Below are 24,507 nucleotides of genomic sequence, written 5' to 3'. Positions count from 1 at the left end.
TTTGTATTATGATAGATGAAAAGAAAGTAACCTCAGAGAAAACAGTATTGGTGGGTGTCATTACACAACATCAAGACGAAGCTCAGTCTACAGAGTATTTAGATGAGTTGGAGTTTTTGGTAACTACCGCAGGTGGAGTTGCGGTGAAAAGATTTGTCCAAAAATTAGAAAAACCACACCCTAAAACATTTATTGGTACGGGTAAGTTGGAAGATGTAAAAGTGTACATAGATACGCATGACATTGGTACCGTAATTTTTGATGATGAATTATCGCCAGCACAGTTAAGGAATGTTGAAAAAGTGTTGGATACCAAAATTTTAGATAGAACAACATTGATTTTAGATATTTTTGCTCAAAGAGCAGAAACTAGCTATGCTCGTACGCAAGTAGCATTGGCTCAATGTGAATACATGTTGCCAAGGTTGACCAAATTATGGTCGCATTTGGACAAGCAAAAAGGGGGAATCGGGATGCGTGGTCCTGGTGAAACTGAGATTGAAACGGATAGACGTATTGTAAGGGATCAGATCTCTTTGTTGAAAAAGAAATTAATTACCATTGACAAACAAATGGCCATCCAACGAAAAAATCGTGGACAAATGGTTCGTGTTGCTTTGGTAGGATATACCAATGTTGGGAAATCTACGTTGATGAACGTAATTAGTAAAAGTGAAGTGTTTGCAGAAGATAAACTATTCGCAACTTTAGACACTACCGTACGAAAAGTAGTAATTAAGAATGTTCCTTTTTTAATGACAGATACGGTTGGTTTTATCAGAAAGTTACCCACACAGTTGGTAGAATCTTTTAAATCTACGTTGGACGAAGTACGAGAAGCAGATTTGTTATTGCACGTGGTGGATATTTCACACCCAACGTTTGAAGATCATATCAATTCTGTAAATACTATTTTAAAAGAAATAGAAAGTGATGATAAGCCCACATTAATGGTGTTTAATAAGATTGATAGTTACACTTATCAATCTATTGATGATGATGATTTGATGACCGAAAAAACGGAAAAACACTATACTTTAGAAGAGTTGAAAAATTCTTGGATGTCTAAAATGCAAGAAGATTGTGTATTCATATCTGCTTTGAACAAAGATAATATGGAGGATTTTAAAGAATTGGTTTTTGAAAAAGTTCGAGAAATTCATGCCAAGCGTTTTCCGTACAACAATTATTTGTATTCAGAATATGATAACGATGGAAACAAGATGGCCTAAAACAAAAAAATCCCGAGTATACACTCGGGATTTTTTGTTTTAAAAATTTAAATTTAGAATTTGTAATTAAATCCTAAACCAAAAACTTCTCTTACCTGTACCTTAGCAATGGCATTGTCATCATAAATAGCTTGTGCAATAATGTTGGCAGATAGAAATGAGTTGATTTTCATGGCAATACTCAAAGTGTAGTCAATATCAACGTTTCCAAGATTTTCTAAGTAATTAGCGTATAAGTTTAAAGTGTTTTGTATGCTTACATTTTGAACAATATTGGTTTTGTAGTACGCAGAAACGTTAGCCCCCAGTTCAAAACGACTAGTTTCACCTTGGTCAACACCAAAAGCACTTCCGTCTTCAGTAAATTCACTATTTACAAAAATAGCTCTAGAAGATGCTGGAGTGATGTTTATTTTTAAATTGTCTGATTTTTTCCACAACATACCAGGACCTATTTGTAAATAAGCAGGAGAAAAGAATGTAGAAATTTTATCAATTTGTGCAGAGCTTTTGTATCCATCTGCAAATTGAGTTTTAAAGTTTGCGTAAGCAGAATAAAACCAATATTTCCCTGATTGTTTACCATAAAGAGAAGAAAACTCAAATTTGTCATCCGTTTTTTGAAAGTTGTCGTAACCGTCAATTTTTGTCAAACCATAAGCAAGCATAATTTTGTTATCCCAAACAACATTGTCTTTTTTGTAGTTAAAATCGTAATTGATGCTTCCATTAGTTGCAATGTTGTTCACACCACCACCTTGCCAATCGTTGTTAAAAGCAGATTGGTTGAACAATAAGGTAAAAACACCTTCTTTTTTCCAATTAGATTCTTCTTTTTCTTGAGAATAGGAAATGATTGAGCACAGTAATAATGCCGATGCAATAATTTTTTTCATAAAAGTTAGCGTTAGTTTAGTTTTATTTTTTAAACAAAGGAACCGTAGAGCAAGCTTCACCATACATGATGTTTTTTGCTATCGGTAAAAGTTTCTGAATCAGTAAAGTATAAGCGGATTCAGGTATAGGTTTGTTGGCACAGCCTTTAATAATGATAGGTTTGTCTTGAAAATCTTCAATTTTTAAATTGAAAATAATTTCTGTGTACAAAACGGTTTCTAAGATTTTTAAATCTCCAACCACACATTTTTTTGCGAATTTACTTGCTTTGGTGGTTAATAACAGGTAAGCCCAAGATGGAATAATAGCATCTGCGCTGCATGTAAATGCAACATAACTGTCTTGTAGTTGAGACCAATTGTAGCTATCTGCTTTTTCTCTAAAATCTTTTTCTTTTAGAATAATTTCTTCAAACAACCAATCTTTAATATCAAACAAAACACGTTTTCCTGTAGGGTAATAATCCTCTAGGTCAATATTTTTCAAGCTGCTATTGGCAACTCTGTTTACAATTTCATCCATGGCGGTAACTTATAGAAATCCTAATTCTAATTTAGCTTCTTCACTCATCATGTCTTGTGTCCAAGTCGGGTCAAAAGTTAGTTCTACTTCTGCACTGTCAATTTCTTCCAAGGCACAAACTTTGTCCTCTACTTCTTTAGGAAGTGTTTCTGCAACAGGACAGTTTGGAGACGTAAGTGTCATTAAAATTTTAGCCTCTTTTTTATCATTTACCAAGACATCATAAATCAATCCTAATTCATAAATGTCTACAGGAATTTCAGGATCAAATATTGTTTTTAAAACATTTACTATTTTATCTCCTATTTCTACAGTTTCTTCGTGATTCATTTTTTTAATTTTTAAGCGTTTAACTTACTTTGCATTCCCAATGCGTACAGTTTGATTTGTTTGATCATAGAAACCAAACCATTGGCTCTAGTAGGTGACAAATGCTCTTTTAGACCAATTTCATCTATAAAATCCATTTTAGCTTCTAGAATTTCTTTTGGTGCTTGGTCGTTAAAAACACGTAACAATACAGCAATAATTCCTTTGGTGATGATGGCATCGCTATCCGCAGAAAATTTTATTTTGTTATTTTCTAATTCAGAGTGCAACCATACTTTAGATTGACATCCTTTGATAAGGTTGTTGTCAGTTTTGTATTGGTTTTCTATTACAGGGATTGATTTTCCTAGTTCTATCATATACTCATAACGTTCCATCCAGTCATCAAACATCGCAAACTCCTCTACAATTTCCTCTTGTATTTCTTTGATAGTCATATTTTAAACTTACTTTTGCAGGCACAAAGATACTGAGTATAATGCTAGCATACAACTGTAAGCTATGCGTATTCAAAATGACATATTTATTTGAAATTAAACACATGAGTAAATTATTAATTATTGGAACAGTGGCTTTTGATGCCATTGAAACTCCTTTTGGAAAAACAGATAAAATTTTAGGTGGTGCAGGAACTTATACAGGTCTGTCTGCTAGTAATTTTAAAAACGTAGACACTGCTTTGGTGTCTGTTGTTGGAAACGATTTTCCACAAGAGCACTTTGATTTGTTAAAAAGCAAGAACATCAATATAGATGGAATAGAGGTTGTAAAAGATGGGAAAACTTTTTTCTGGAGTGGAAAATACCACACCAATATGAACAAAAGAGATACCATGGTTACGGAATTGAATGTGTTAGAGCATTTTAAGCCCGTAGTGCCAGAAGAGTACAAAGATGCAGAAATTGTCATGTTAGGAAATTTGCATCCGTTGGTGCAGAATGCAGGATTGGAGCAAATGTCTAAAAAACCGAAAATGGTGGTTTTAGATACTATGAATTTTTGGATGGACATTGCTTTAGATGACTTGAAGACTTTGTTGAAAAAGGTAGATGTGATTACCATTAATGATGAAGAAGCTCAACAATTAAGTGGAGAATATTCTTTAGTGAAAGCTGCAAAAGTGATTCACGAAATGGGGCCTAAATATGTTGTCATCAAAAAAGGAGAACATGGAGCGTTATTATTTCATGAAGAAAATATGTTTTTTGCACCAGCATTGCCTTTAGCAGATGTTTTTGATCCTACAGGAGCAGGAGATACTTTTGCGGGTGGATTTACAGGGTATTTGGCACAACAGGGAGAATTGTCTTTTGAGAACATTAAGAATGCTGTAATCTGGGGGTCTAACTTGGCATCGTTTACTGTAGAAGAGTTTGGAGTAAAACGAATTGCTGAAGTTACAGAACCTGAAGTATTAGAGCGATTGGAAAAATTTAAAGACTTAACGAAATTTTCTTTGTAATTTTGCAAAAAATTAATGGTTTTACGACAAAAGTAAAATCTAATCGATAAAAAATACAACTATGTGTGGTATTGCAATGGTGAGGTTGCTAAAACCTTTAGAGTATTATAAAGAAAAATATGGTACTGCTTTTTACGGAGTAAATAAAATGTATTTACTAATGGAGAAGCAGCACAACCGTGGACAAGATGGTGCCGGTTTTGCAAGTATCAAATTTAATGTAAACCCTGGGAGCAGATACATTAGTAGAATTCGTTCTAACAAACAACAGCCGATTCAGCATATTTTTAAAAAAATCAATGGTAGAATTAGCGAAACTATAGAAGCAAATCCAGAAAAAAAGGATGATGTTGCTTGGTTGGAAGAAAACATTCCTTTTATAGGGAACTTATTTTTAGGACACACTAGGTATGGTACTTACGGAGGAAACTCTATTGAAAATGTACACCCTTTCTTGCGTCAGAGCAATTGGAGACATAAGAACTTAATTGTTGCAGGGAATTTTAACATGACCAATTCAAAACAATTATTAGATGAGTTGATTGAGTTAGGGCAACACCCAAAAGAAAATACAGATACAGTAACTGTAATGGAAAAAATTGGTCACTTTTTAGATGATCAAGTAGAGACCATTTACCAAGAAATAAAAGAAGATTATACCAAAAAAGAAGCTTCTCCCATTATTGCCGAAAGAGTGGATTTGGTTAAAATTTTAAAAAGAGCTACTCGCAGTTTTGATGGAGGTTATGCCATGGCAGGTTTGTTAGGACATGGAGACGCTTTTGTGATGAGAGATCCATCAGGGATCCGTCCAGCTTTTTATTACAAAGATGATGAAGTTTTGGTAGTTGCTTCTGAAAGACCTGTAATTCAAACAGCTTTTAATGTGTCTATGGATAAGGTTAAAGAACTAGAACCTGGACATGCTATTATTGCAAAAAAGAGCGGAAAGGTTTCTGTTGAAAAAGTATTAGAGCCTAAAGAGAAAAAAGCTTGTTCTTTTGAAAGAATATATTTTTCTAGAGGTAGTGATGCCGAAATTTACAAAGAAAGAAAAGATTTAGGAGTAAGAGTTTTTCCTCAAATTGTAGATAGTATTAACGGAGATATTGAAAATACAGTTTTTTCTTACATTCCAAATACTGCTGAAACTTCATATTTTGGAATGTGTGAAGCTGCAGAAGACTTTTTGAACAAACAAAAAACAGAAAAAATATTAGCAGGAGGCAGAGGTTTGAGTGCAAAACAAGTGGGAGATATTTTAGCTATTAGACCTCGTTTTGAAAAATTGGCAATCAAGGATGCTAAGTTGAGAACTTTTATTACGTCTGATGATAGTCGTGATGATTTGGTAGCTCATGTTTATGATGTTACTTATGGTATTGTTAAAAAAGACGATAATATTGTTATTATTGATGACAGTATTGTAAGAGGTACTACCTTGAAGAAAAGTATCATCAAAATTTTAGACAGAACCGAACCTAAGAAAATAGTTGTGGTTTCTTCAGCACCTCAAATTCGTTATCCAGATTGCTACGGAATCGATATGGCCAAATTAGGAGATTTTATTGCCTTTAGAGCGGCTATTGAATTGTTGAAAGAAACAGGAAGGTATCAAATTGTAACGGATGTTTACAACAAGTGTGTAAAACAACGTAACGGTGAAGATGCTGGAATAAAAAACTACGTAAAAGAAATTTACAAGCCTTTCAAACCAGAAGAGATTTCTGCAAAAATCTCAGAGATGTTAAAAACTTCTGAAATCAACTCTGAAGTTCAGATTATTTTCCAAACAATTGAAGGTTTGCATGCTGCATGTCCTAAGCATGAAGGAGATTGGTATTTTACTGGAGATTACCCTACGGATGGAGGGAAAAGAGTGGTAAATGAAGCGTTTATCAACTTTTACGAAGGAAATAATAAAAGAGCTTATTAATAAACCATAAGCTTCAAGATATAGTAAAAGGCTGTTTGAAAATTCAAACAGCCTTTTTTAGGTGTAAATTGTAAAGTGAATGCATTCAGTGTGTTAGGTTTTGTAAATGTTTTTATATTTAACGTATTGTCAAAAAATGAAATAAAACCGCAGCATTTGGGACCATTTACACATATATCAGTAGGAGCAACAACAGGTGTATTGCTTTTTAAAGACAAATTAGAGGTTGGAGTAGGAGAAGTAAAGGCGACCCTTTTTTCAGCTTTGATAGGAGCAGTATTGGGATTTTTACCTGATGTTGATTTGATGAATAAGAAAATTCACTCAACAATTGTGTACATGGAGAGACATAGAAAATGGACACATTCCTTTTTTGTACATATAGTTTTTAGTTTGATGATCAGCATGGTAATTTCTTTGATAGTTTCGGTAGAAAATTTTGATAATACTACATTTATAGAAATTGCATTATACTGTTTTCTAATTTTAGGAACTCATGTTGCCTTAGATTTTTGTACTTCTTGGGGAGTCTATTATTTTTATCCTGTTAAGACTGCATTAAAGACAAAAAGTGTTTCTGTGTGGGATTTTGTTGTAACACTTCTAATGGTTGCTCAGTTGTTAATAATCGCTCAATATGTATATAACAAAACTCAAGGAGAAGAAGTGGGTTCAATAAATTATTTACCCATAATTTTAGTTCTAACGTATTTGATAGCTACGTTTCTTTTAAGGTTGATTTTTATTGTTCCTAAATTTAAAGAGCAGTTAGCTTCTCAAAAAATTACTTACTATGAAATAGAGGTAAAACCCACGTTTTTTAATGCTATTTTATGGACAGTGAACGTAAGGGTAAAAGAAGGATATTTGATAGGGTATTATTCTATTTTTCAAAAAAAGAAAGAGATAGAATTTATTTCTGTTCCTATAAACCAAAACTTAATAAAGTACGATGATCCTGAATTTTTAGCCTTGATAAGTAGGTTTAAAAAGGTGGTGAGTAATTGGTATTCCTTTTCTGAAATAGCAGGTGAACTGTATATCAATGATGTGAGATATGGTTATAAATCTCCAAACTTAAATGAAACAGAATTTGCAGTACCTTATCTTATTACAGAACAAAAGAAAGGAAAAGGACTAGATGTTGTGTCTATTATTAAATTAAAGAAAAGGTGGTGGTTTTATTTGATAAAACGATTTTTTAAAGCATAGTGGGTTTTTTAGTAATTGCAAAAATTACATTTTCGATCACTTTTGTCTGTTTTGTACGTTGCAATAAAATCTAGATTGATTGCTTTTTCTAAATCACCAGGAGTTATAAAATTATCAATATCTATTTCTGTGAGAATTTCACTTAATTCTTGCTTTATATTTTGGAGGTCACTAGTTGCGTTTTGAGATAAAAAAGATGCGCTGAAGAATATAGGAATCGATTTTTTTATCAAACTATATGTGTTGTTAATGATAACTAATATTCCTTTTTTGCTAGAAGAATTTGTTGAGTTTTCAGGCAGATAAGTAGTGTTGTGGTAATTAAGAGGACTAGATTCAAAAGGAAAAACAATGTAGAGTTCTGGATCTTTAAGAGTATTTGCTGTTTGTTTGTAGGCTCTGTATACCAGTTCTGAACAAGTATGATTTTTATTTAAAGGATCCATTATTTTTCCAAACAAATCACAAGCATATAAAAAGTATTTGTAAGTGTATTTTCGAAACTTGCTGTTTGTTCCGTAAAATTTTCTAGCAAGTAGAATTCCTAAATAACCAATTTGACTATACGCATATATTTTGCTAGTATAGTGATTTTGAATTGTTTCAGTAACTTTTACAATTTTATCCTCAGAAGAACTATTCAATCTATAGATACTGATTGCGTAGGTTTTTTGTGTTTTAAGACTATCCTCAACGGTTTTTCGTTGTATTCCTCCAGTTACAGATTCATAAACATAACCGTTTTTGTCGTATACAGAACAATGGTTGTAATTGCTGCGATTGAATTTTCTAATGGTGTTGGAAATAAAGCCATGGGCATGATGCATAATAACATCTCCAGATTGTAGATGATTTTTAAATTCGGATAGGTCGGTGTAAGTCATTTCCTTATATTTAAGGCAGTTAAGTTACATAAAAATGGGAAAAATAAATAGATTTTTATCAAGGAAGGTCATTAACTCTAACGTCAAGTCCAAACCGTCTAGACCCTATCCTTTTAGCATGTATTCTCCAGAACCTGCTCCTGTGTTGGATATAGAAGGAAAGAATGGTATGCCAAATTTTAAAGATCCTAGCAAATGGAAGGTGAACGATTACACTTCTTGGCAAAGTTTAAGAGATAAAACCTACAACAATAGATTGTTGCCAATTGCAACACCCGAAAGTCAATTGAATTTGCCGTCGATTAAAGATACGGTAAACGTGTTTATGAGAAATGGAAGTCCCATGAAATCTTGCCATAGAACTTCTGTATTGTTTATGGGCTTTGCGCAATGGTTTACAGATGCATTTTTTAGAATAGATTTTAATGATCTACGTAAAAATACTTCAAATCATGAAATTGATTTGTGCCAATTGTATGGTTTAAACAAGCAAACCACCGATGCATTAAGAAGTAAGAAAGGTGGAAGATTAAAATCTCAGTTCATTAAGAACCAAGAATTTCCTCCTTATTTGTACAATGAGAATTTAGAATTTGCAGATGCAGAGTTTAAAAATATTGAATATGTGGGTTACTTACCTCATATTTATCATGATCTATGGCAGGATAAAGAAAAAGTCAAAAAATTTTATGCTACAGGGTTGGGAAGAGGAAATTCAACAGTTTCTCATGTTGCTATAAATACGCTTTTTTTGAGATTTCACAACAAAGTGGCGGGAGCTTTAGAAAAAAAATACTCATGGAATGATGAAAGAATTTTTCAGACAACAAGAAATATTCTGATAGTGGTGTTGATTAAAGTTGTGATTGAAGATTATGTAAATCATTTAAAACCTTTTAAGTGGATGCACTTTGAGTTTGATACTACGTTTGCAGCCAAGCAAGATTGGTATAGAAATAATTGGATAGCTACAGAATTCAATTTGCTCTATAGATGGCATTCTTTTATTCCTGATTCTTTTTCTTTTGATGGAAAAGTGTATGATGTTAAAGATCATTTTAGATTCAACAATCAATTTGTCGAAAACAATAATTTAGAAACTATTTTTCATCAATTGTCTTATCAAAAAGCAGGGAAAATGACCTTGTCAAACACTCCTGATTTTATGATGCATGCAGAAATGTCATCGCTTTTTATATCTAGAGCTTCTAAGCTAAAACCGTATGCAGATTATTGTGAACATTTTTCAGGAGCTATGGTAAAAAGTTCTAAAAAAGCAAGACCAAGGGTGATGTCAGATATTACAAAAGATGAAAATCAATTAGCATTGTTGAATTCTTTGTACAACGGAGATGTTGATAAAGTTGATTTAACAGTGGGGGCTTTGGCTCAAGATCCACCTAAAAATGTGATGTATGAAGAGAAACCTATTTTAGGAGATTTAATGTTGCAAATGATTGCCTCAGATGCGTTTTCTCATGCATTAACCAATCCTCTGTTGTCTGAGCAAGTATACAATGAAAATACATTTAGTGCATTCGGAATGAAGATTATCAACCATATAGGTTCGTTAAAAGAAATTATAGATTACACAGAAGAGGTTGACAGTAATGTTGGCTTTAATTATAACAAAGTGGCCAAAAAATTATAAGTTGTTGTAGTCGTTTTCAGTAAATTCTTTTAGGTCTAAATGATTTAGTTTGTGCCTTAATTGCGCTAATTTTTGATAGATTTTTATTCTTACTTCGTTCAATTCTCCAACAGCTTTGTGAGCTAATAAAGAGTTGGTTAATGAAAAAGTTAAGAGTTTGTCTATTTCAGGTTGTTCTTTTACGGTTTGACTAGGAATTACCAATGTGGCCACTTTTAAAAAAGGATTTAAAGTCTCATCCCAATCTAAAGACATATCATCTAGTGGTGTAAGAGTATCATTTTTGTAAAATTGAACACAAAAATCAAAAACAATATCATTGTTGGTAAGTTCCGAAATCAATCGTTCTTTTAAGAAATTTGGATTTTGATTAATGGCATATGTCTTGTTTTCATGTACTTTGGGGGTTAGTTTGTATTTGATGATTTTATCCCCAAATGCGTACGTTGTTGTGCTCCAGTAACTCAAGTCAGATAGTGAATTGTGTGTTTTTTCAGCTTGTCTTATTTTATTGAAAAGAGTTTTGTTTTTTACAACCCAAAAAAGACGTTTTAGGATGTTTGTATTAACGGTATTTGTTATAGTGTTGTGAAATTTTTTTAAAGTTCCCAATGGCATAGTTGGGTGGGTCATCAGTAAAATGTCTTGTGTCTTTGTTTCGATAGAATTTTTTACACGATCGCCTTTTATTCCTAAGAGTTTGATGCTAATACCTCTAATGTCTGGCTTGCTATCTGGTTTTATAATATGACTAGCGTTAGAAAAACGAATTACGGCTTGGTAGCTAGACGGGTTGTTGAACAATCCTATTTTTAATGTTTCAGGAAGATCTGGGTTGATGTGAAACAATCCTTTTACAACAGCATGTGTTTTAGGATGAGCATCTCTCTTGGTGTTCCCTTTCTTGTATGTCTTTAAAATATAGTTAGACATAGTGTCTTCTATTTCTTTAATTAACTGTTGATTTTCTTTGTTAAAAACCATTATTCGGTAATTTTTTGGTTTAAAGGAATGTTAATGGAAACACAGGTTCCTTTAAAACTTTTAATTGCAAATCTACCATTTAAGAGTCCTACTCTTTCTTTAAGTCCTTGAATTCCAAAAGAAGTTTTTGGAATTTTATTAGGGTCAAATCCAAGACCATTGTCTTTCACATTCAATTCAATATAATCATGATTTAGAGCTAAATTTACATCAATAATACTACCCTCAGAAAACTTAATTGAATTGGTAGTGAGTTCTGAAGCTGCTTTAAAAATTAATTTCGCAATATTTTGATTCAGAGGGAGATGGTTTTTTTCTTTGTGGCTGTTAAAAGAAATTTTAATACTACTTAGTTGATCCATTTTTTGGCAATATTCGCTTATTGCCATTTCAAAATTGCCAGAATCTACATTAGGAACGTATAGTGAATTTAATAAAAATTTATAGTCTTTTTTAAAGGCATCTAAAATTTCGTTGATTTTATCGTTGTCTAACGTTTTGCTCAAAAGATTGAGTTTTAGAGCTTGAATATATCCGCTAAAAGAATCGTGTACGTCACTCATCAAATTATTTTGATGTTGTTCTTGAACAAGTGATAATTCTTCATGAAAATTATTTTTTAGCGTACTGTTTTCTTTTTTTAGATTGATAGAAAGTAATTCTCCATCTACAGATTGTTTGATGATGTAGAATATGATTACAAGGACTTCAATCAAGATTCCTAAATAGACAGATTGGTAAAGAAAGTACACTATTTTAGGATTTGAAAATTGTTCTTTAAAATCACCAAGATTTGCAAAAATTCCGAGAACAGGTAGTAAAAAGGCTATGAATAAATAAATAGGAATAACTCGATAATAAACAAGAATACAATGTATGATTAATGAAATTAAAGAAGCGTAGTTTAGAACTGTTTGAGCATAATACTCAACGTTGTAAATATTGCCAGAAAAACCATCTACAAAAGCAAAAACAATTCCTATTGTACACCATATACTAACGATAAAGTATATGTGCTTGCAGAACAAAGTTTTTTTATTAAAAGGATAAAAATTTCGAAAAAACTCAGACAAAGCTAAGGTAGAGATAAGCATAAATACATGATCTAATCCGTAAGTAAGAATTATTTTATTGTCTACAAACCATTGACTAAATGTACCGGTACTAATTAAATATTCTATAATTAAGGTTGGCAAGTGTAGCATGTACCAAAGGATAACATATTGACGTTTGTATAGAAAAATAATAGAAGCAGAAAGTAATAAAACAAGAAGCCCAATAACGTAAGCTCCTATGTTAAAATAATCAACCTGACTAGTTTTTTGAAGCTCATCAACAGTAAAAACCTTAATTAAAAATTCAGTTCTAAAACTTTTGGCATCTTTGGTTCGGATAAATAATTGACAAGGAGTGTCGCTAGTACTAATTTTTACAAGCGGAAATCGGTAGGATTCTTGGTGGTGATTTAGTTTTTTAATAGAATCGTTAACAAGGTAAAAATCAATTTCTTCAAAAAGTGAATTTTGAATGCTTAAAAAACGTTCTTCATTTTGTTTTGGAATTTTTAACAAAACCCAATTAGCTTCTTTTCCAATAAGGTATTTGTAGGTTTCATTTTTAAAAGTATGCTTAAATGCTCCCTTTTTTTCCAACAGAACAACGTCATTAATAGTCAAACTGTCGTTGTATGTATTTGTGTGAAAAAGATTTTTATCTAATGGAATCTGACCATAAACAATATTTGCAAACAGAAGAAACCAATAAAAAAATCTCATATGATAAACTTTGTTACAATAAACACATTGAGTGTGAATTAAATATCATCTAAAAATCATACTTATGTATGATTTTTAATAGTTATAGCAAACATAAATTTATTGTGGTATAAAATCTATCCCCTTTTTAGGGTATATGTTTCGTGTTAGAGGTTTATTGTAGAAAAAATAAATGATAATTTAATAGATTTTATCAAATGGAAAAAAAAATAGTCTTAAAAAAAGAATTAGATAACATTGTAGAGAAATTGTTGGCTCATTCAGATATTGATTTTAATAATATCCATGAATGTGAATCTTTTTTAAAAACAATCAATCAAACTGTATTTTTAATTACGTTGCACGATGTAGAATTATACAAACCGTTATGTTTGAATAATTCTTTTAGAGATTTTTATGGGTTCAAAAGTAACTGGTTTCAAGATGTAGACTATTTGTATTATTTGCAATTATTACATCCGTCAACAATACACACATTGGCAAAATCTTTTTTCTTTTTTAAACAAGGAGGCAGAGGTTATTTAGAGTTAGATTATAAACTAAAATATAAGGGAGAAGCTTGGAAAGATGTTCAAGGAGTTACAAAAACAATCTACAGAACAGAAGAAGGTCTGCCAAAGTATGCGATTACGTTAGGGGTGTGTCAGAATAGAGCAAGACCAACTAAGGTAGATAACATAAAAAAACTAACCGTTCGAGAAAAAGAGATAGTGCAACTTTTGTCAGCAGGTTGTACTCAAAAAGAGGTAGCGGGTATCTTAAAAATTTCATACGGAACGGTTCATTCTCATGTAAAAAATATTTATAAAAAATTAGAGGTAAATAAAGTTTCAGAATTGGTTCGTTTGGTAGAAAGAGACTCTGTTTTTGAATTGTAAAAAAAACCATTCGATTGTAATATTGATAAAGAGGCTTATTTTTATAAATTTGAATATTGGTCAAATATAATGTGTAAAATGTCTTTTTTTGACTACTTTTTTTGGGTATTTTCCCTTTTTCATTAAATCGATTACATTTTGTTTAAGACTAGCTTTATGATAAAACCAACGAGATTTATAACACTTCTATTTGTTGTAGAAGCAATACTGCTGTTCGTAACAAATTCATTTGTGATTTATGCTCAAAATTTTGAAAGATTTTCTAATAAAGAAGGGTTCAATCAGAATACTATAAATACAATAGCACAAGATAAATATGGTTTTTTGTGGTTTGGAACTCCAAATGGATTGATAAAATATGATGGTTATGATTTTGAGACTTATACAACACAGTCTAAAACGAACGGAAATATTTCTAGTAATAATTTAACCAGTCTGCATAGCGATAGCGATGGTGTTTTATGGATTGGAACCAATGTAGGAGTAGATGTTTACATACCTTGGCTAGAAAAATTTTACTCAGTGCCGCTTTTGTCTAAGTTACAAGTTAGTCATATAACAACAGGTCCAAATGGGAGTATATGGTTTTCGGGAGAGAATAGATTGCACTATTGTAAACTGTTAGATTATGAAACAGGGAGTTTGAGTGTTTCAGAGAATCTTCTTGTAAAATATCCGAACACTTTAACTATTAATGATTTTAGTTTTGTTGAAAATCGTAAATTGATATTAGCGACCAATTTTGGTATAAAAAAAATTGAATTAGAAGAAAATGAGTTGCTAAATCAAAAACTAAGAATTAAAATTTTTAAAAACCTTAAAAGGTTTAAGAATGCAGATGTTACCGTTGTAAAAAGCATCAAAAATATTCTGTGGATTGGAACAGACAAAGGATTGTTTAAAACAAGTCTTGAAGAAAATAGAATTAATGTAATCAAGAGGTTTTATGACATAGGTGTTTCTAAGAAAAGTAGTACTCCAATGTCTGTAAAAACGGTGTTTCAAGATGCAAGTAATAACGTATGGATTGGAACTACAAACAGTGGTCTTTTAAGATATGTAGAAGAAGAAGATCAGTTTTTAAGTTACCAATACAATCCGAAAAATGATTTAGGTGTAAGTAGTGATCATATCAACACTATTTTTCAAGATAATTATGGTGTTTTGTGGATAGGAACTGCTCAGGGTGGAATTAATAAGTTGGATCTTTCTCAAAAGCAATTTATAAATTATTACCACAACCCTTATGATAGTTATGCTATTACAGACAACCTAATAACGGCTATTTTAGAAGATAATAAAGGTAGGCTTTGGATGTCTGTTTACAACAATAATGACTTGTTAAGAAGTACTACAGAAGTTACTGAAAAATCTGTTTACAATTTACAGTTTAAAAGCTTAAAAAATAAAATTCCTTTCTCAATAGACATACCTATTAGGTGTATTTATGAAGATCGTAAAGGGTTAATTTGGTTTGGAACAGATGAAGAAGTGTTTGTTTATAATCCTGTTAAAGAAGAGTTTAAAAGGTTAGAGTTTGAGAAAGAAGGTAGGAGGCTTCCAGAACAGGAGTTTAGAGACATACTTCAGGTAGATGATCATAATTTTATATTTGCAGGAGGGGAAATTACGGTAGTTAAAGATCCATGGTTAACCATAGAACAGCAAGAGATACCTTCATTAAAAGTAACATCATTTACAAATTTACACGAAAGAGATCTTTGTCATACTGTACTAAAAAATAAAAATGACATTCTTTGGTTTGGTACTAGTAAAGGCCTGTTGTATGGGACCTTTAAAAATGGAGAAATAAAGATTTCTGGAGTTTTATCAGATGATAAAAGGAACGATGTAAGATTAAGCTATTCTAATGTTTTCTCGTTATACGAAGATCAAAAAGGAAATATTTGGGCAGGAACATTTGGAGGAGGTGCTAATAAAATAACCCTAGATTCTAAGGGGAAACCGATAAATGTTAATTATTATAGGAAAAATGATTTTCTTCCAGATGATGCTATTTATGGTATAATACCAGAAAATGATACGTACCTGTGGATGAGTACAGATATGGGGTTGGTTAAATTTAATATGAAAACCAATAAAATTGATGTTTTTGATGTTAGAGATGGTTTGACTCAGAACAACTTTAGGCAAGGGGCTTATTTCAAAGGAAAATCTGGCTATTATTATTTTGGAGGATTAAATGGCCTGACTGTTTTTAAACCCGAAAACATCAAGAAAAATACAACACTTCCAAAAATACAAATCACTTCGTTGTTTATCAATAATAAAGAAGTTAAAATAGGTGAAAAATTAAATAATGAAATAATACTTAAAAAGTCAATTGCAGAAACAGAAAGTATATCTGTAAGTCAAAATGAACAATCTGTAGCTTTTCAATTATTTGTAGAACATACTTCTATACCCGCAAAAAACAAACTAGCATACAAATTAGAAGGATTTAATAATGAATGGATAGAATCAGAAAGTGGTAAAAATGTTATAACATATACAAACTTACCTGCTGGTGATTTTACATTTAAAATAAAAGCAGCTAATGGAGATGGGGTGTGGAGTTCGGATATTAAAAAATTAAAAGTAAAAATATTGCCACCTTGGTATAAAACCTGGTGGAGCTATTTGATTTTTATAATATTGATAATTCTTATCTGTGTAGGGGTGATGATTTATTTTATACTTCATGAAAAGTTAAAACAAAAATTAATTTATGAGCAATTAGATAAAGAAAGAATAGATACAATCAATCAAGGGAAATTTCGCTATTTCACAAATATATCTCATGAATTTAGAACACCATTAACTCTTATAGCTGGACCATTAGAGCAAGCTATTCAAGCGAATAAAGATGAGGTGCAATCTAGATATTTAGCCATTATTCAAAAAAATACCAAGAGGCTTTTAAGCTTGGTAGATCAGCTAATTACATTTCGTCAAGCAGAACAAGGTTTTATTAGCTTAAATCTTAACAAAGTAACCTTGGGTAATTTTATATACCCTACTACCGAAGCTTTTGAGAGTTATGCTATTGAAAAAGAAATAAACTTTTTTTATAAAGTAAATTCACCTAATGAAGAAATTGTTATAGATGTAGAAAAAGTAGAGCGTATAATGTATAATCTTCTTTCTAATTCTTTTAAAAACACACCACCTAATGGTAGTATTAGCATAGAAGCGGATGTCATAAATACGGAAAAAGAGAAGTTGATAAGAATTGATGTTGTTGATACAGGAAAAGGAATTCCAGCAAATGATTTAAATAATATTTTTGAGCGTTTTTATCAATTAGGAAACAATAAAGAAAATGTTAGTGGAGGTGGAATAGGTTTGGCTTTCTGTAAATCACTAGTAGAACTTTTTAAAGGAGAAATTACGGTGAAAAGCGAGCCAGATGTAGAAACTAGATTTTCGGTTGTTATACCCTCTACGTCTAGTGAGTATACTGCTACTGAAATTGATACAACAAGTAAGTCGTATATAAAAGACTGGGTTCCATTGCCGAGTGAATACAAAACAGAAACCATAAACCAAGAAAACGATGGAGACTTGGCTTTTAAACAAACGGTGCTAATTGTTGAAGATGAAGAAGATCTTCAAATATTTTTAAGTGGTTTTTTATCTAAATACTACAATATTTTAATGGCTAAAAATGGATTTGAGGCATTGGAGAAAATTCAGATAAAAGAGCCAGATCTTATCATAAGTGATGTGATGATGCCTAAAATGGATGGATTTGCTTTGTGTGAAAAAATTAAAACAAATCCGGAAACTTGTCATATTCCTTTATTGCTTTTAACTGCTCTTGGAGATGATGAAAATTTGATCAAAGGTTTAGAGTTTGGAGCCGATGAATACATAAGTAAACCTTTTTCGTTAAAGCATTTGTCTATACGTGCAGAAAGACTTATACAGAATAAACTTAAATTAAAAGAACATTTTTCTAAAAATAGTTCTATTCCTCAAGGAGATATTGATCTCTCTATAAGAGATAAAGAATTTTTAAATAATATTATTAAAATTGTTGAAAATAATCTTTCTAGTTCGAGTTTTGGGGTGGAAGAATTATCTACAGCAATAGGATTAAGTACTTCTCATTTTTACAAACGCTTAAAGCAACTTACGGGTCAAATACCAAGTGTGTATTTAAGGAATTTTAGATTGCAACGTGCTGCAGATTTATTAAAAAGTAACCAAGGTTTTAATGTAACGGAAGTTATGTATCAAATAGGAATTGAATCACCTTCTTACTTTTCCACTTCTTTTAAAAAACTACACGGTGTTTCTCCTTCGGAATTTCTTAAGAAATTGAATAAGTAATGTTTTATGTTTTTTTTATTGTAAATCAATGTTTTAGATGTGTTTTTTAAGTGCTGTGATAAAGTAATGAATTGATTACAGAAAGTAGTTTGAGTTGTTTTCTAGTTCTTTTGTTCTGAAAATAATAAAAACCCAAAACTCACACTTTATGAAAAAAATTACATTTAAAAGCTTTCTATTATCAGTATGTGTATTGCATAGCTTTATAACCTTTTCTCAAACAACGATTGTTGCTAATAATGATTCATATATTTGGAATTCACAATCAAATATTAATTACGGATCTTCAAAATTAATTATAAGTAATGATACAGATAATAGCTCACACATTAGAGAAGTATATTTAAAATTTCCGATAGCTTCACTAAACAATGTAAATTTAGCAATAGTAAAACTTACTTTAGAATCTACCATTGCCACCACCAGAAGTTATGAAGCTTACTTGGTAGATAATGAAAACACATGGTCAAATAATTTTATCAAATGGAATAATGCTCCCTCTGCTACTGGAACTGCTATTGCTTCTGGTGTTCATGTAGGAAATACTGTTGAATTTGATATTACTGACAAGTTAAAGACGTATGTAGAGAATAGTGAAGTTCTAATTTCTATTAAAATAGTTTCTACAGAAGAGGATGTTGCTAGTCATTTTTATAGTACAAATACAGCAACTTTAGAAAGTCAAAAACCTAGTTTGATAGTTTCTGAAGCTACACTTTCTATAGGTGATAATGCGGATTCAGGTATTGATAAGGCTTTTGTTTATTACAACCCAACAACAACAAGTGTTTACATTGGAGGATTGATGAACAAGCAAACAATGATAAGTGTGTATAATGCTTTAGGAAAATTGATGAAGCATGAAGAATACAATGCACAGATTGATATGACAACGTTAAATACAGGGTTGTATTATATAAAGGTTACTAATGATTTGGAGCAAAAAACGTTTCGAATTATTAAAAAATAATAAATCGAAATATTTTCTAAAACAAGAAGATATAATTTAACGAATAATAAGATGAGCTCGATATTGTATCGGGCTTATTTTATTAAATATGCCATTGTTATAGCACACTAAATAAGTATTATTTGTTTTTAGAGAATGAAAGATAAATTTTCTGACGTGACATTAAAATAGGTGTCGAGTTGTTTTTCTACGTTAGTGTAAAAATAGGAACATATTTGCTCTAGAATTTTTCTGAAAAGTGAAGAAGAATATCTGAGTCGGTGTTTGTTTTTTTGTAGTTTGTTTTACAGAATTGTTGATTTTTTTATATATAAAAAGCAATTAGTTTGTGGATATGTCTTTTTACTGTGTAATATGTTGTTTTTATTTAAATAAATAGTTGTTTTTGTTAAGTTGTTGTTTTTCAGTGTTTTGTTTTTTGTGAAGAATAGATGAAGTAAAGAAATTAATCGATTTCAGTAAGTTGTTTTTCTTGTTTTTAAGTTCTTTTGTTAACACAATTAAACAACTAATATTAATATTTATGAAAAAAGTTAAACTAAACAAATTATTGTTTTTACTATGTGCCTTACATGGATTTTTGGTTTTTTCTCAACAAAAACATATTGTAGGAAATATAGTAGATGAAACAAATCAACCAGTTCTGGGAGTTACGGTTCTTGTCAAAGGAACCAGTATTGGAACAGTGAGTGATATAGATGGGAATTATGAATTTAATATTCCAAACGATGCTAGCGTTCTTAAATTTTCTTCTTTAGGGTTTCAAACAAAAGAAGTTGTTATAGGGGGTAAAACAACTATAAATGTTTCTTTAAAAGAAGATGCAGCACAATTAGATGAAATTGTTATTACAGGGTTTAGAGGAGCGGAGCAAAGAGCTATTGCAGTAAAGAGAGAAGCTACTAGTGTTGTAGAGGCAATTACGCCAGAAGACATTGGAAATTATTCCGATGAAAACATAGCAGATGCTTTACAACGTGTTCCAGGATTACAGGTAGAACGTGATGACTCTGGTAACGGAGGTGGAGATCGTGTTTCAGTGAGAGGTGTGGGACCTCAATTTGTAAAAGTAACCATTAATGGAAGAACACCTTTGTCAGCAGGATCAGAAGGAATTGATCAATTAAGACAATTCAACTTAGATGTATTGCCAACGGAAATTGTAGGTGGAGCTATGGTGTATAAATCTTCTGAAGCACATCTTATAGAACCTGGTTTAGGGGGAGCTGTAGACTTTCAAACGATAAAACCATTGTCTTTACGTTATGGTGATAAAAATTATTATGCAGTTGTAAATGCTAGAGGTGATTTTAATAATTATGGAGATAACAGTGCTTTGAAACCACGTTTAAGTGGGTTGTTAGGGTTTAAGTCAAAAGATGAAAAATTTGGAGTAGTTGTTTCTGCTATTACAAGTAGTTCAAATCGTGCTTTTGACTCTTACGTAATGGCATATCAGACTAAAAGTATCAATGAAGATACAGATGGTGATGGTGTTACTGATGTAACACATGATAATGTGTTAGCTCCTGGATTGACAAGATTTAATCCGGTACGTAATTCTGTAGATAGAGTTGGAGTTTCATCAACAATACAATGGAAAATAACAGATAATTTTGAAGCTACTGCAGATGTTTTATACACTCAGTTTGACAACCGATCTACTCGTAATCAATTTAGATTGTTCCCTCAACTTGAAACAAGTAATGTTTTTCCTAGTGCCGATTTAAATATTGTAGATGGTGTGTTAAGAAATTTTGATACAGCTAATTCTAGCAATCCAGCTGCTAGAACAGCAGTTTTACCAACACAATACGATAATTTACAATCTAGCTACATGGGAGGATTGAACCTAAAATGGGAAAAAGATGATTGGAAAATAACAGGAGATTTCTCTCTTTCTAATATTGAATTTGACCAAAGACTTACGTTTACACAAACATGGATAAATGTACCGTCGTTAAGTTATGACTTAACAGGTGACTATGCTGTTTTTGGTTATGATCAAGCTGCAGCCAATGATGTTGCCAATGCAGATATTAGAGATTATGCATTCTTAAGAGATATCATGTTTAAAGGAGACAATCATGCGGTTCGTTTTGATGTTGAGAAAAAAGTAAATGATGGTTTAACCATAAAAGCAGGAGGGCGTTACAGTTCAAATAGTTTAAATAGTAGACAAGCTCAAGTAGCAGGTGCAGGTCAACCTTGGAGTGCTGGTTATCTTGATGAACAAACATTTTTTGACACATATGTAACAGGTACACTTGGTTCAGATTTTGCTAATGGAGATGCTGTAGGAAGTAATCGTTGGTTGTCTATTAATGATGCTTTAATAAGAAAAAACAATCCAGATGTGTTTAATAGATCTGCAGGTTCTTCTTTTGAAGGTGATTTGTTTGATGTTACTGATGGAGATCTTCCATTACTAACTCAAAATTCATGGGAGTTAGATGAAACTACTACTTCTGTATATGGTCAAATGGACTTTAAAACAGAATTTATTGGGTTACCAGTTACGGGTAACTTTGGGGTAAGAGCTGTAAACTGGGCTGTAGAAGGACGTGCATTTTCTACGATTACTTTAACTGACCCTTCAGAAACTTTAGGTCCTATAAATTATGCTGGAGTTCCTACTACTGCATCGTCTAGCAGATGGGATGTTCTTCCTTCTTTAAATTTAAATTTTGAATTACATGAAGATTTTAAATTGCGTTTGTCTGCTGTAAATACAGTTTCAAGACCAGATTATTTAGACTTAAGACCAACCAATACACTTAGCTATATCAATCCTGATTCTCCTGATGCAGGTTCACAAAACGGTACAGCATCTTTATCTAATCCTAACTTACAACCTTTTAGTAGTTGGCAGTTTGATGCAACTGGTGAATGGTACAACCATGCTGGAGGAGCATTTGTTTTAAGTGCTTTTTACAAATTAATTGATGATTTTATTATTGACGAAACAACTTTTGGATCAGAATTATCTGATTTTGGTGATATTTCTTTTGATACTGAAGCGACAGGAATTGATAATCAAATATTCAATGCTACAACTCCAACAAACTTTACAGGAGTTCAGTTATACGGATTTGAATTTGGATTTAGACAACCTTTAAGTTTTATTAGTGATTCTTTTAGAAATTTTGGAGTGCAAGCCAACTATACGTACGTAGATAGCAAGTTTGATGAAGAAATTAATGAAGTAGATAATAGTTTTCCAGGTTCTTCAAAACATAACTTAAACTCTGTTTTATACTATGATGGTAAAGTATTTGGAATGCGTGTAGCTTATAACACTAGAAGTAGTTTCCTTAGAAACATAGGTGGAGGTAGTGATGTTCGTTCTAATGTAACTTACACGGATGGTTTTGATAGATTAGATGTTCGTGCAAATTTAGAAGTAACTAAAAATTTACAATTATCTGTTAGTTGTCAAAACCTTACTGCTAGTGATAGACGTGATTATATAAATAATGACCCTTCTTTGTTTACACAATTAAGTACTCCAGGTCAGGTTTATACTTTTGGAGCAAGATATAAATTTTAAGCAATCAAAAAAACGCTCCAGTTTTTAAAAACTGGGGTGTTTTTTGATTTTTATACATCAATAGAATCTATTAATCTAACTGAATTAAAATCTAATGAAACATTTCATAATCAACTGTTTGGTAATGGTTTTGAGTGCATCATTTGTGTGTGCTCAAAAAAAAGATGATAAAAAGGTAAATATGAGTGAGATGTGGGGGGAGAAAAATGTCTCTGTTCAAAGTCTTAAAAATGGAAAAGCTAAGTTGTTTGACGAAGGTAACTTTGGAATGTTTATTCACTGGGGTTTGTACTCTAAGTTAGCAGGTGTTTGGAATGATAAAACATACTATGGAATTGGTGAATGGATCATGAACCCAAGAGTGGCAGATATTCCACCAGTAGAGTATATGAAAATTGCGGAAGATTACAATCCTCAAAATTTTGATGCTAAAAAAATTGCCCAGTTAGCAAAAAATTCGGGTATGAAATACATTATTATTACTAGCAAACATCACGAAGGCTTTGCTATGTTTGATTCTGAAGTAAGCAATTTTAATATTGTAGATGCTACTCCTTTTGCCAGAGATCCTATGAAAGAACTATCTGCAGCTTGTCATGAGTTAGGTTTGAGTTTTGGATTCTATTATTCACATAACCAAGATTGGACAACTCCAGGTGCAACAGGTGGGCCTGAGTTAGATGAGGATGGAAAAAAAGCAAAGTTTAAAGATTATTTCTACAACAAGTGCAAGCCACAAGTTAAAGAAATATGTACCAATTATGGAGCAATTGATTTTGTTTGGTTTGATACTCCTGGAGACATGAAAAAGGAATATGTAGTAGAGTTGGCTACTATGGTTAGAGAGTTACAACCAAATGCCATGATGTGTAGCAGGGTTGGACATGGAATGGGAGATTATTCTAGCAACGGAGATATGGAAGTGCCTACACAAAATATTGAAGGACTTTGGGAAACTTGCGATACAAATAATGATTCTTGGTCTTATGCATGGTACGATAACAATTTTAAAAGCCCAAAAGAAATTTTAAATCGTCTTATTTCTACAGTGGGTCGTGGTGGTACTTATTTGTTTAATGTCGGTCCAGGGCCAGATGGTGCTATTCCAGAAATTGGAGTGAAATTTTTAAAAGAAGCAGGAGATTGGATTGAGAAATATCCACAAGTGGTCTACAATGCAGGAGCTTCTCCTTGGAAACATGCATTGCCATGGGGAGATGTAACTACACAAGAAAACTCATTGTTCCTCTCTGTTTTTGATTGGCCACAAGACGGTAAGCTATATTTACCAGGTATTGATGCCAAAATAACATCAGCTTCATTGTTAAGTGATAATGGTTCCAAGAAAATTTCTTTTACAAAAAATAAAGATTGGACAATTTTTGACCTACCCTTTAAATCTTCAGAATCTCTCATCTCCGTTATAGAGGTTAAACTAGAAACCAAGACTGAAAAAGTAAAAGTAGATACAACTTTAGGAGTGTATCCAAATATTGATGCTTTGTTACGTGTAGAATTTTCAGAAGTTCAGAATGCTGTTGAAAGTGAAATTAAATGGATGGAGAAATTTGGAGAATGGAAACATGCAAACCAAGTAAGTGAATGGAATAATGATAGTAAAGTAACGTGGACAGTAAATGTACAACAGCCAGGATATTACTATTTAGATTTAAATTATAAAGGAAATGATCGTTTGGTATGGAAAACCGTAACCGATGAAGGTGTTAGGGTACAAAATCAACAAGCAGCAACAGAAAAATATCAATTTTACAACATGGGTATTATTGAATTTAAAACAGCTGGTAAGCATACTATCTCCGTTTCTTTAGTAGAAGGAGATCCCCAAACATCAAGTTTAAAAGCTGTTATGATCAAACCTATCAAATAAA

17 protein-coding genes are annotated in these 24,507 nt (G+C 31.8%); 10 read left to right on the top strand and 7 right to left on the bottom strand.

Translation table 11 applies throughout. The features are described from left to right. Nucleotides 1-8: 8 nt before the first annotated feature. Nucleotides 9-1,232: a GTPase HflX gene (gene hflX, locus Q4548_RS07270; RefSeq protein ID WP_303453134.1), complete on the top strand. Its 1,224-nt coding sequence runs from the start codon at nt 9-11 to the stop codon at nt 1,230-1,232. A 53-nt stretch (nt 1,233-1,285) separates the two neighbouring features. Here hflX and Q4548_RS07265 read toward each other — a convergent pair whose 3' ends face one another. The 4 genes from Q4548_RS07265 to Q4548_RS07250 are packed head-to-tail and all read right to left on the bottom strand — an operon-like array spanning nt 1,286 to nt 3,418. Continuing rightward, a complete protein-coding gene (locus Q4548_RS07265; protein ID WP_303453132.1) occupies nt 1,286-2,128 on the bottom strand; it encodes a DUF3078 domain-containing protein in 843 nt (280 codons plus the stop codon). 22 nt (nt 2,129-2,150) lie between these two features. Then, entirely contained in the window at nt 2,151-2,651 is a 501-nt protein-coding gene (locus tag Q4548_RS07260) for a DUF2480 family protein (protein WP_303453130.1), read from the bottom strand. 9 nt (nt 2,652-2,660) lie between these two features. Continuing rightward, complete coding sequence (locus Q4548_RS07255; RefSeq protein WP_303453127.1) at nt 2,661-2,981, bottom strand: iron-sulfur cluster assembly protein; 321 nt, start codon at nt 2,979-2,981, stop codon at nt 2,661-2,663. A gap of 11 nt (nt 2,982-2,992) precedes the next feature. Next, nucleotides 2,993-3,418 (bottom strand): SufE family protein, encoded by a 426-nt coding sequence (locus tag Q4548_RS07250; protein ID WP_303453125.1) that lies wholly within the window; start codon nt 3,416-3,418, stop codon nt 2,993-2,995. Nucleotides 3,419-3,522: 104 nt separating this feature from the next. On the opposite strand from Q4548_RS07250, the gene Q4548_RS07245 reads away from it, so the two are divergent. The 3 genes from Q4548_RS07245 (at nt 3,523) to Q4548_RS07235 (ending at nt 7,591) form a co-directional block, all read left to right on the top strand. Continuing rightward, nucleotides 3,523-4,443, top strand: a complete 921-nt coding sequence (locus tag Q4548_RS07245) for a PfkB family carbohydrate kinase (RefSeq protein WP_303453122.1) — start codon at nt 3,523-3,525, stop codon at nt 4,441-4,443. A 61-nt stretch (nt 4,444-4,504) separates the two neighbouring features. Beyond that, nucleotides 4,505-6,379 (top strand): amidophosphoribosyltransferase, encoded by a 1,875-nt coding sequence (locus tag Q4548_RS07240; RefSeq protein WP_303453120.1) that lies wholly within the window; start codon nt 4,505-4,507, stop codon nt 6,377-6,379. Between the two features lie 156 nt (nt 6,380-6,535). After that, nucleotides 6,536-7,591, top strand: a complete 1,056-nt coding sequence (locus Q4548_RS07235; RefSeq protein WP_303453117.1) for a metal-dependent hydrolase — start codon at nt 6,536-6,538, stop codon at nt 7,589-7,591. Nucleotides 7,592-7,599: 8 nt separating this feature from the next. On the opposite strand, the gene Q4548_RS07230 is transcribed toward Q4548_RS07235, so the two are convergent. Continuing rightward, on the bottom strand, nt 7,600-8,475 hold the full coding sequence (locus Q4548_RS07230) for a hypothetical protein (protein ID WP_303453115.1): 876 nt from the start codon (nt 8,473-8,475) through the stop codon (nt 7,600-7,602). A gap of 34 nt (nt 8,476-8,509) precedes the next feature. Between Q4548_RS07230 and Q4548_RS07225 the strand changes: the two genes are divergently transcribed. Then, nucleotides 8,510-10,126, top strand: a complete 1,617-nt coding sequence (locus tag Q4548_RS07225; protein WP_303453112.1) for a peroxidase family protein — start codon at nt 8,510-8,512, stop codon at nt 10,124-10,126. Here Q4548_RS07225 and Q4548_RS07220 read toward each other — a convergent pair. Continuing rightward, nucleotides 10,121-11,110 carry a hypothetical protein gene (locus Q4548_RS07220; RefSeq protein ID WP_303453109.1) on the bottom strand — a complete coding sequence of 330 codons (990 nt, stop codon included), beginning with the start codon at nt 11,108-11,110 and terminating at the stop codon, nt 10,121-10,123. The two genes, Q4548_RS07225 and Q4548_RS07220, sit on opposite strands and share 6 nt — an antisense overlap. After that, a complete protein-coding gene (locus tag Q4548_RS07215) occupies nt 11,110-12,885 on the bottom strand; it encodes an ATP-binding protein (RefSeq protein ID WP_303453106.1) in 1,776 nt (591 codons plus the stop codon). Before Q4548_RS07215 ends, Q4548_RS07220 begins: the two co-directional genes overlap by 1 nt. Before the next feature lie 197 nt (nt 12,886-13,082). On the opposite strand from Q4548_RS07215, the gene Q4548_RS07210 reads away from it, so the two are divergent. The 5 genes from Q4548_RS07210 to Q4548_RS07190 all read left to right on the top strand — a co-directional run bounded on the left by Q4548_RS07210 (nt 13,083) and on the right by Q4548_RS07190 (nt 24,506). Next, complete coding sequence (locus tag Q4548_RS07210) at nt 13,083-13,763, top strand: helix-turn-helix transcriptional regulator (protein WP_303453103.1); 681 nt, start codon at nt 13,083-13,085, stop codon at nt 13,761-13,763. 156 nt (nt 13,764-13,919) lie between these two features. Continuing rightward, nucleotides 13,920-18,098, top strand: a complete 4,179-nt coding sequence (locus Q4548_RS07205; protein WP_303453099.1) for a two-component regulator propeller domain-containing protein — start codon at nt 13,920-13,922, stop codon at nt 18,096-18,098. Between the two features lie 148 nt (nt 18,099-18,246). Further along, nucleotides 18,247-19,068, top strand: a complete 822-nt coding sequence (locus Q4548_RS07200; RefSeq protein WP_303453096.1) for a DNRLRE domain-containing protein — start codon at nt 18,247-18,249, stop codon at nt 19,066-19,068. A 523-nt stretch (nt 19,069-19,591) separates the two neighbouring features. Next, the gene (locus Q4548_RS07195; RefSeq protein WP_303453091.1) at nt 19,592-22,618 is read left to right on the top strand and encodes a TonB-dependent receptor; all 3,027 of its coding nucleotides are present in this window, start codon (nt 19,592-19,594) and stop codon (nt 22,616-22,618) included. A gap of 94 nt (nt 22,619-22,712) precedes the next feature. Then, nucleotides 22,713-24,506, top strand: coding sequence for an alpha-L-fucosidase (locus Q4548_RS07190; RefSeq protein WP_303453088.1), 1,794 nt, complete (start codon nt 22,713-22,715; stop codon nt 24,504-24,506). Nucleotide 24,507 lies beyond the last annotated feature (1 nt).

The sequence above is a fragment of the Wenyingzhuangia sp. 2_MG-2023 genome, assembly GCF_030548295.1.
Taxonomy (GTDB): Bacteria; Bacteroidota; Bacteroidia; order Flavobacteriales; family Flavobacteriaceae; genus Wenyingzhuangia.
Note: the sequence above shows the minus strand (reverse complement) of the source record. Positions and strands in the feature narration are given on the sequence as shown.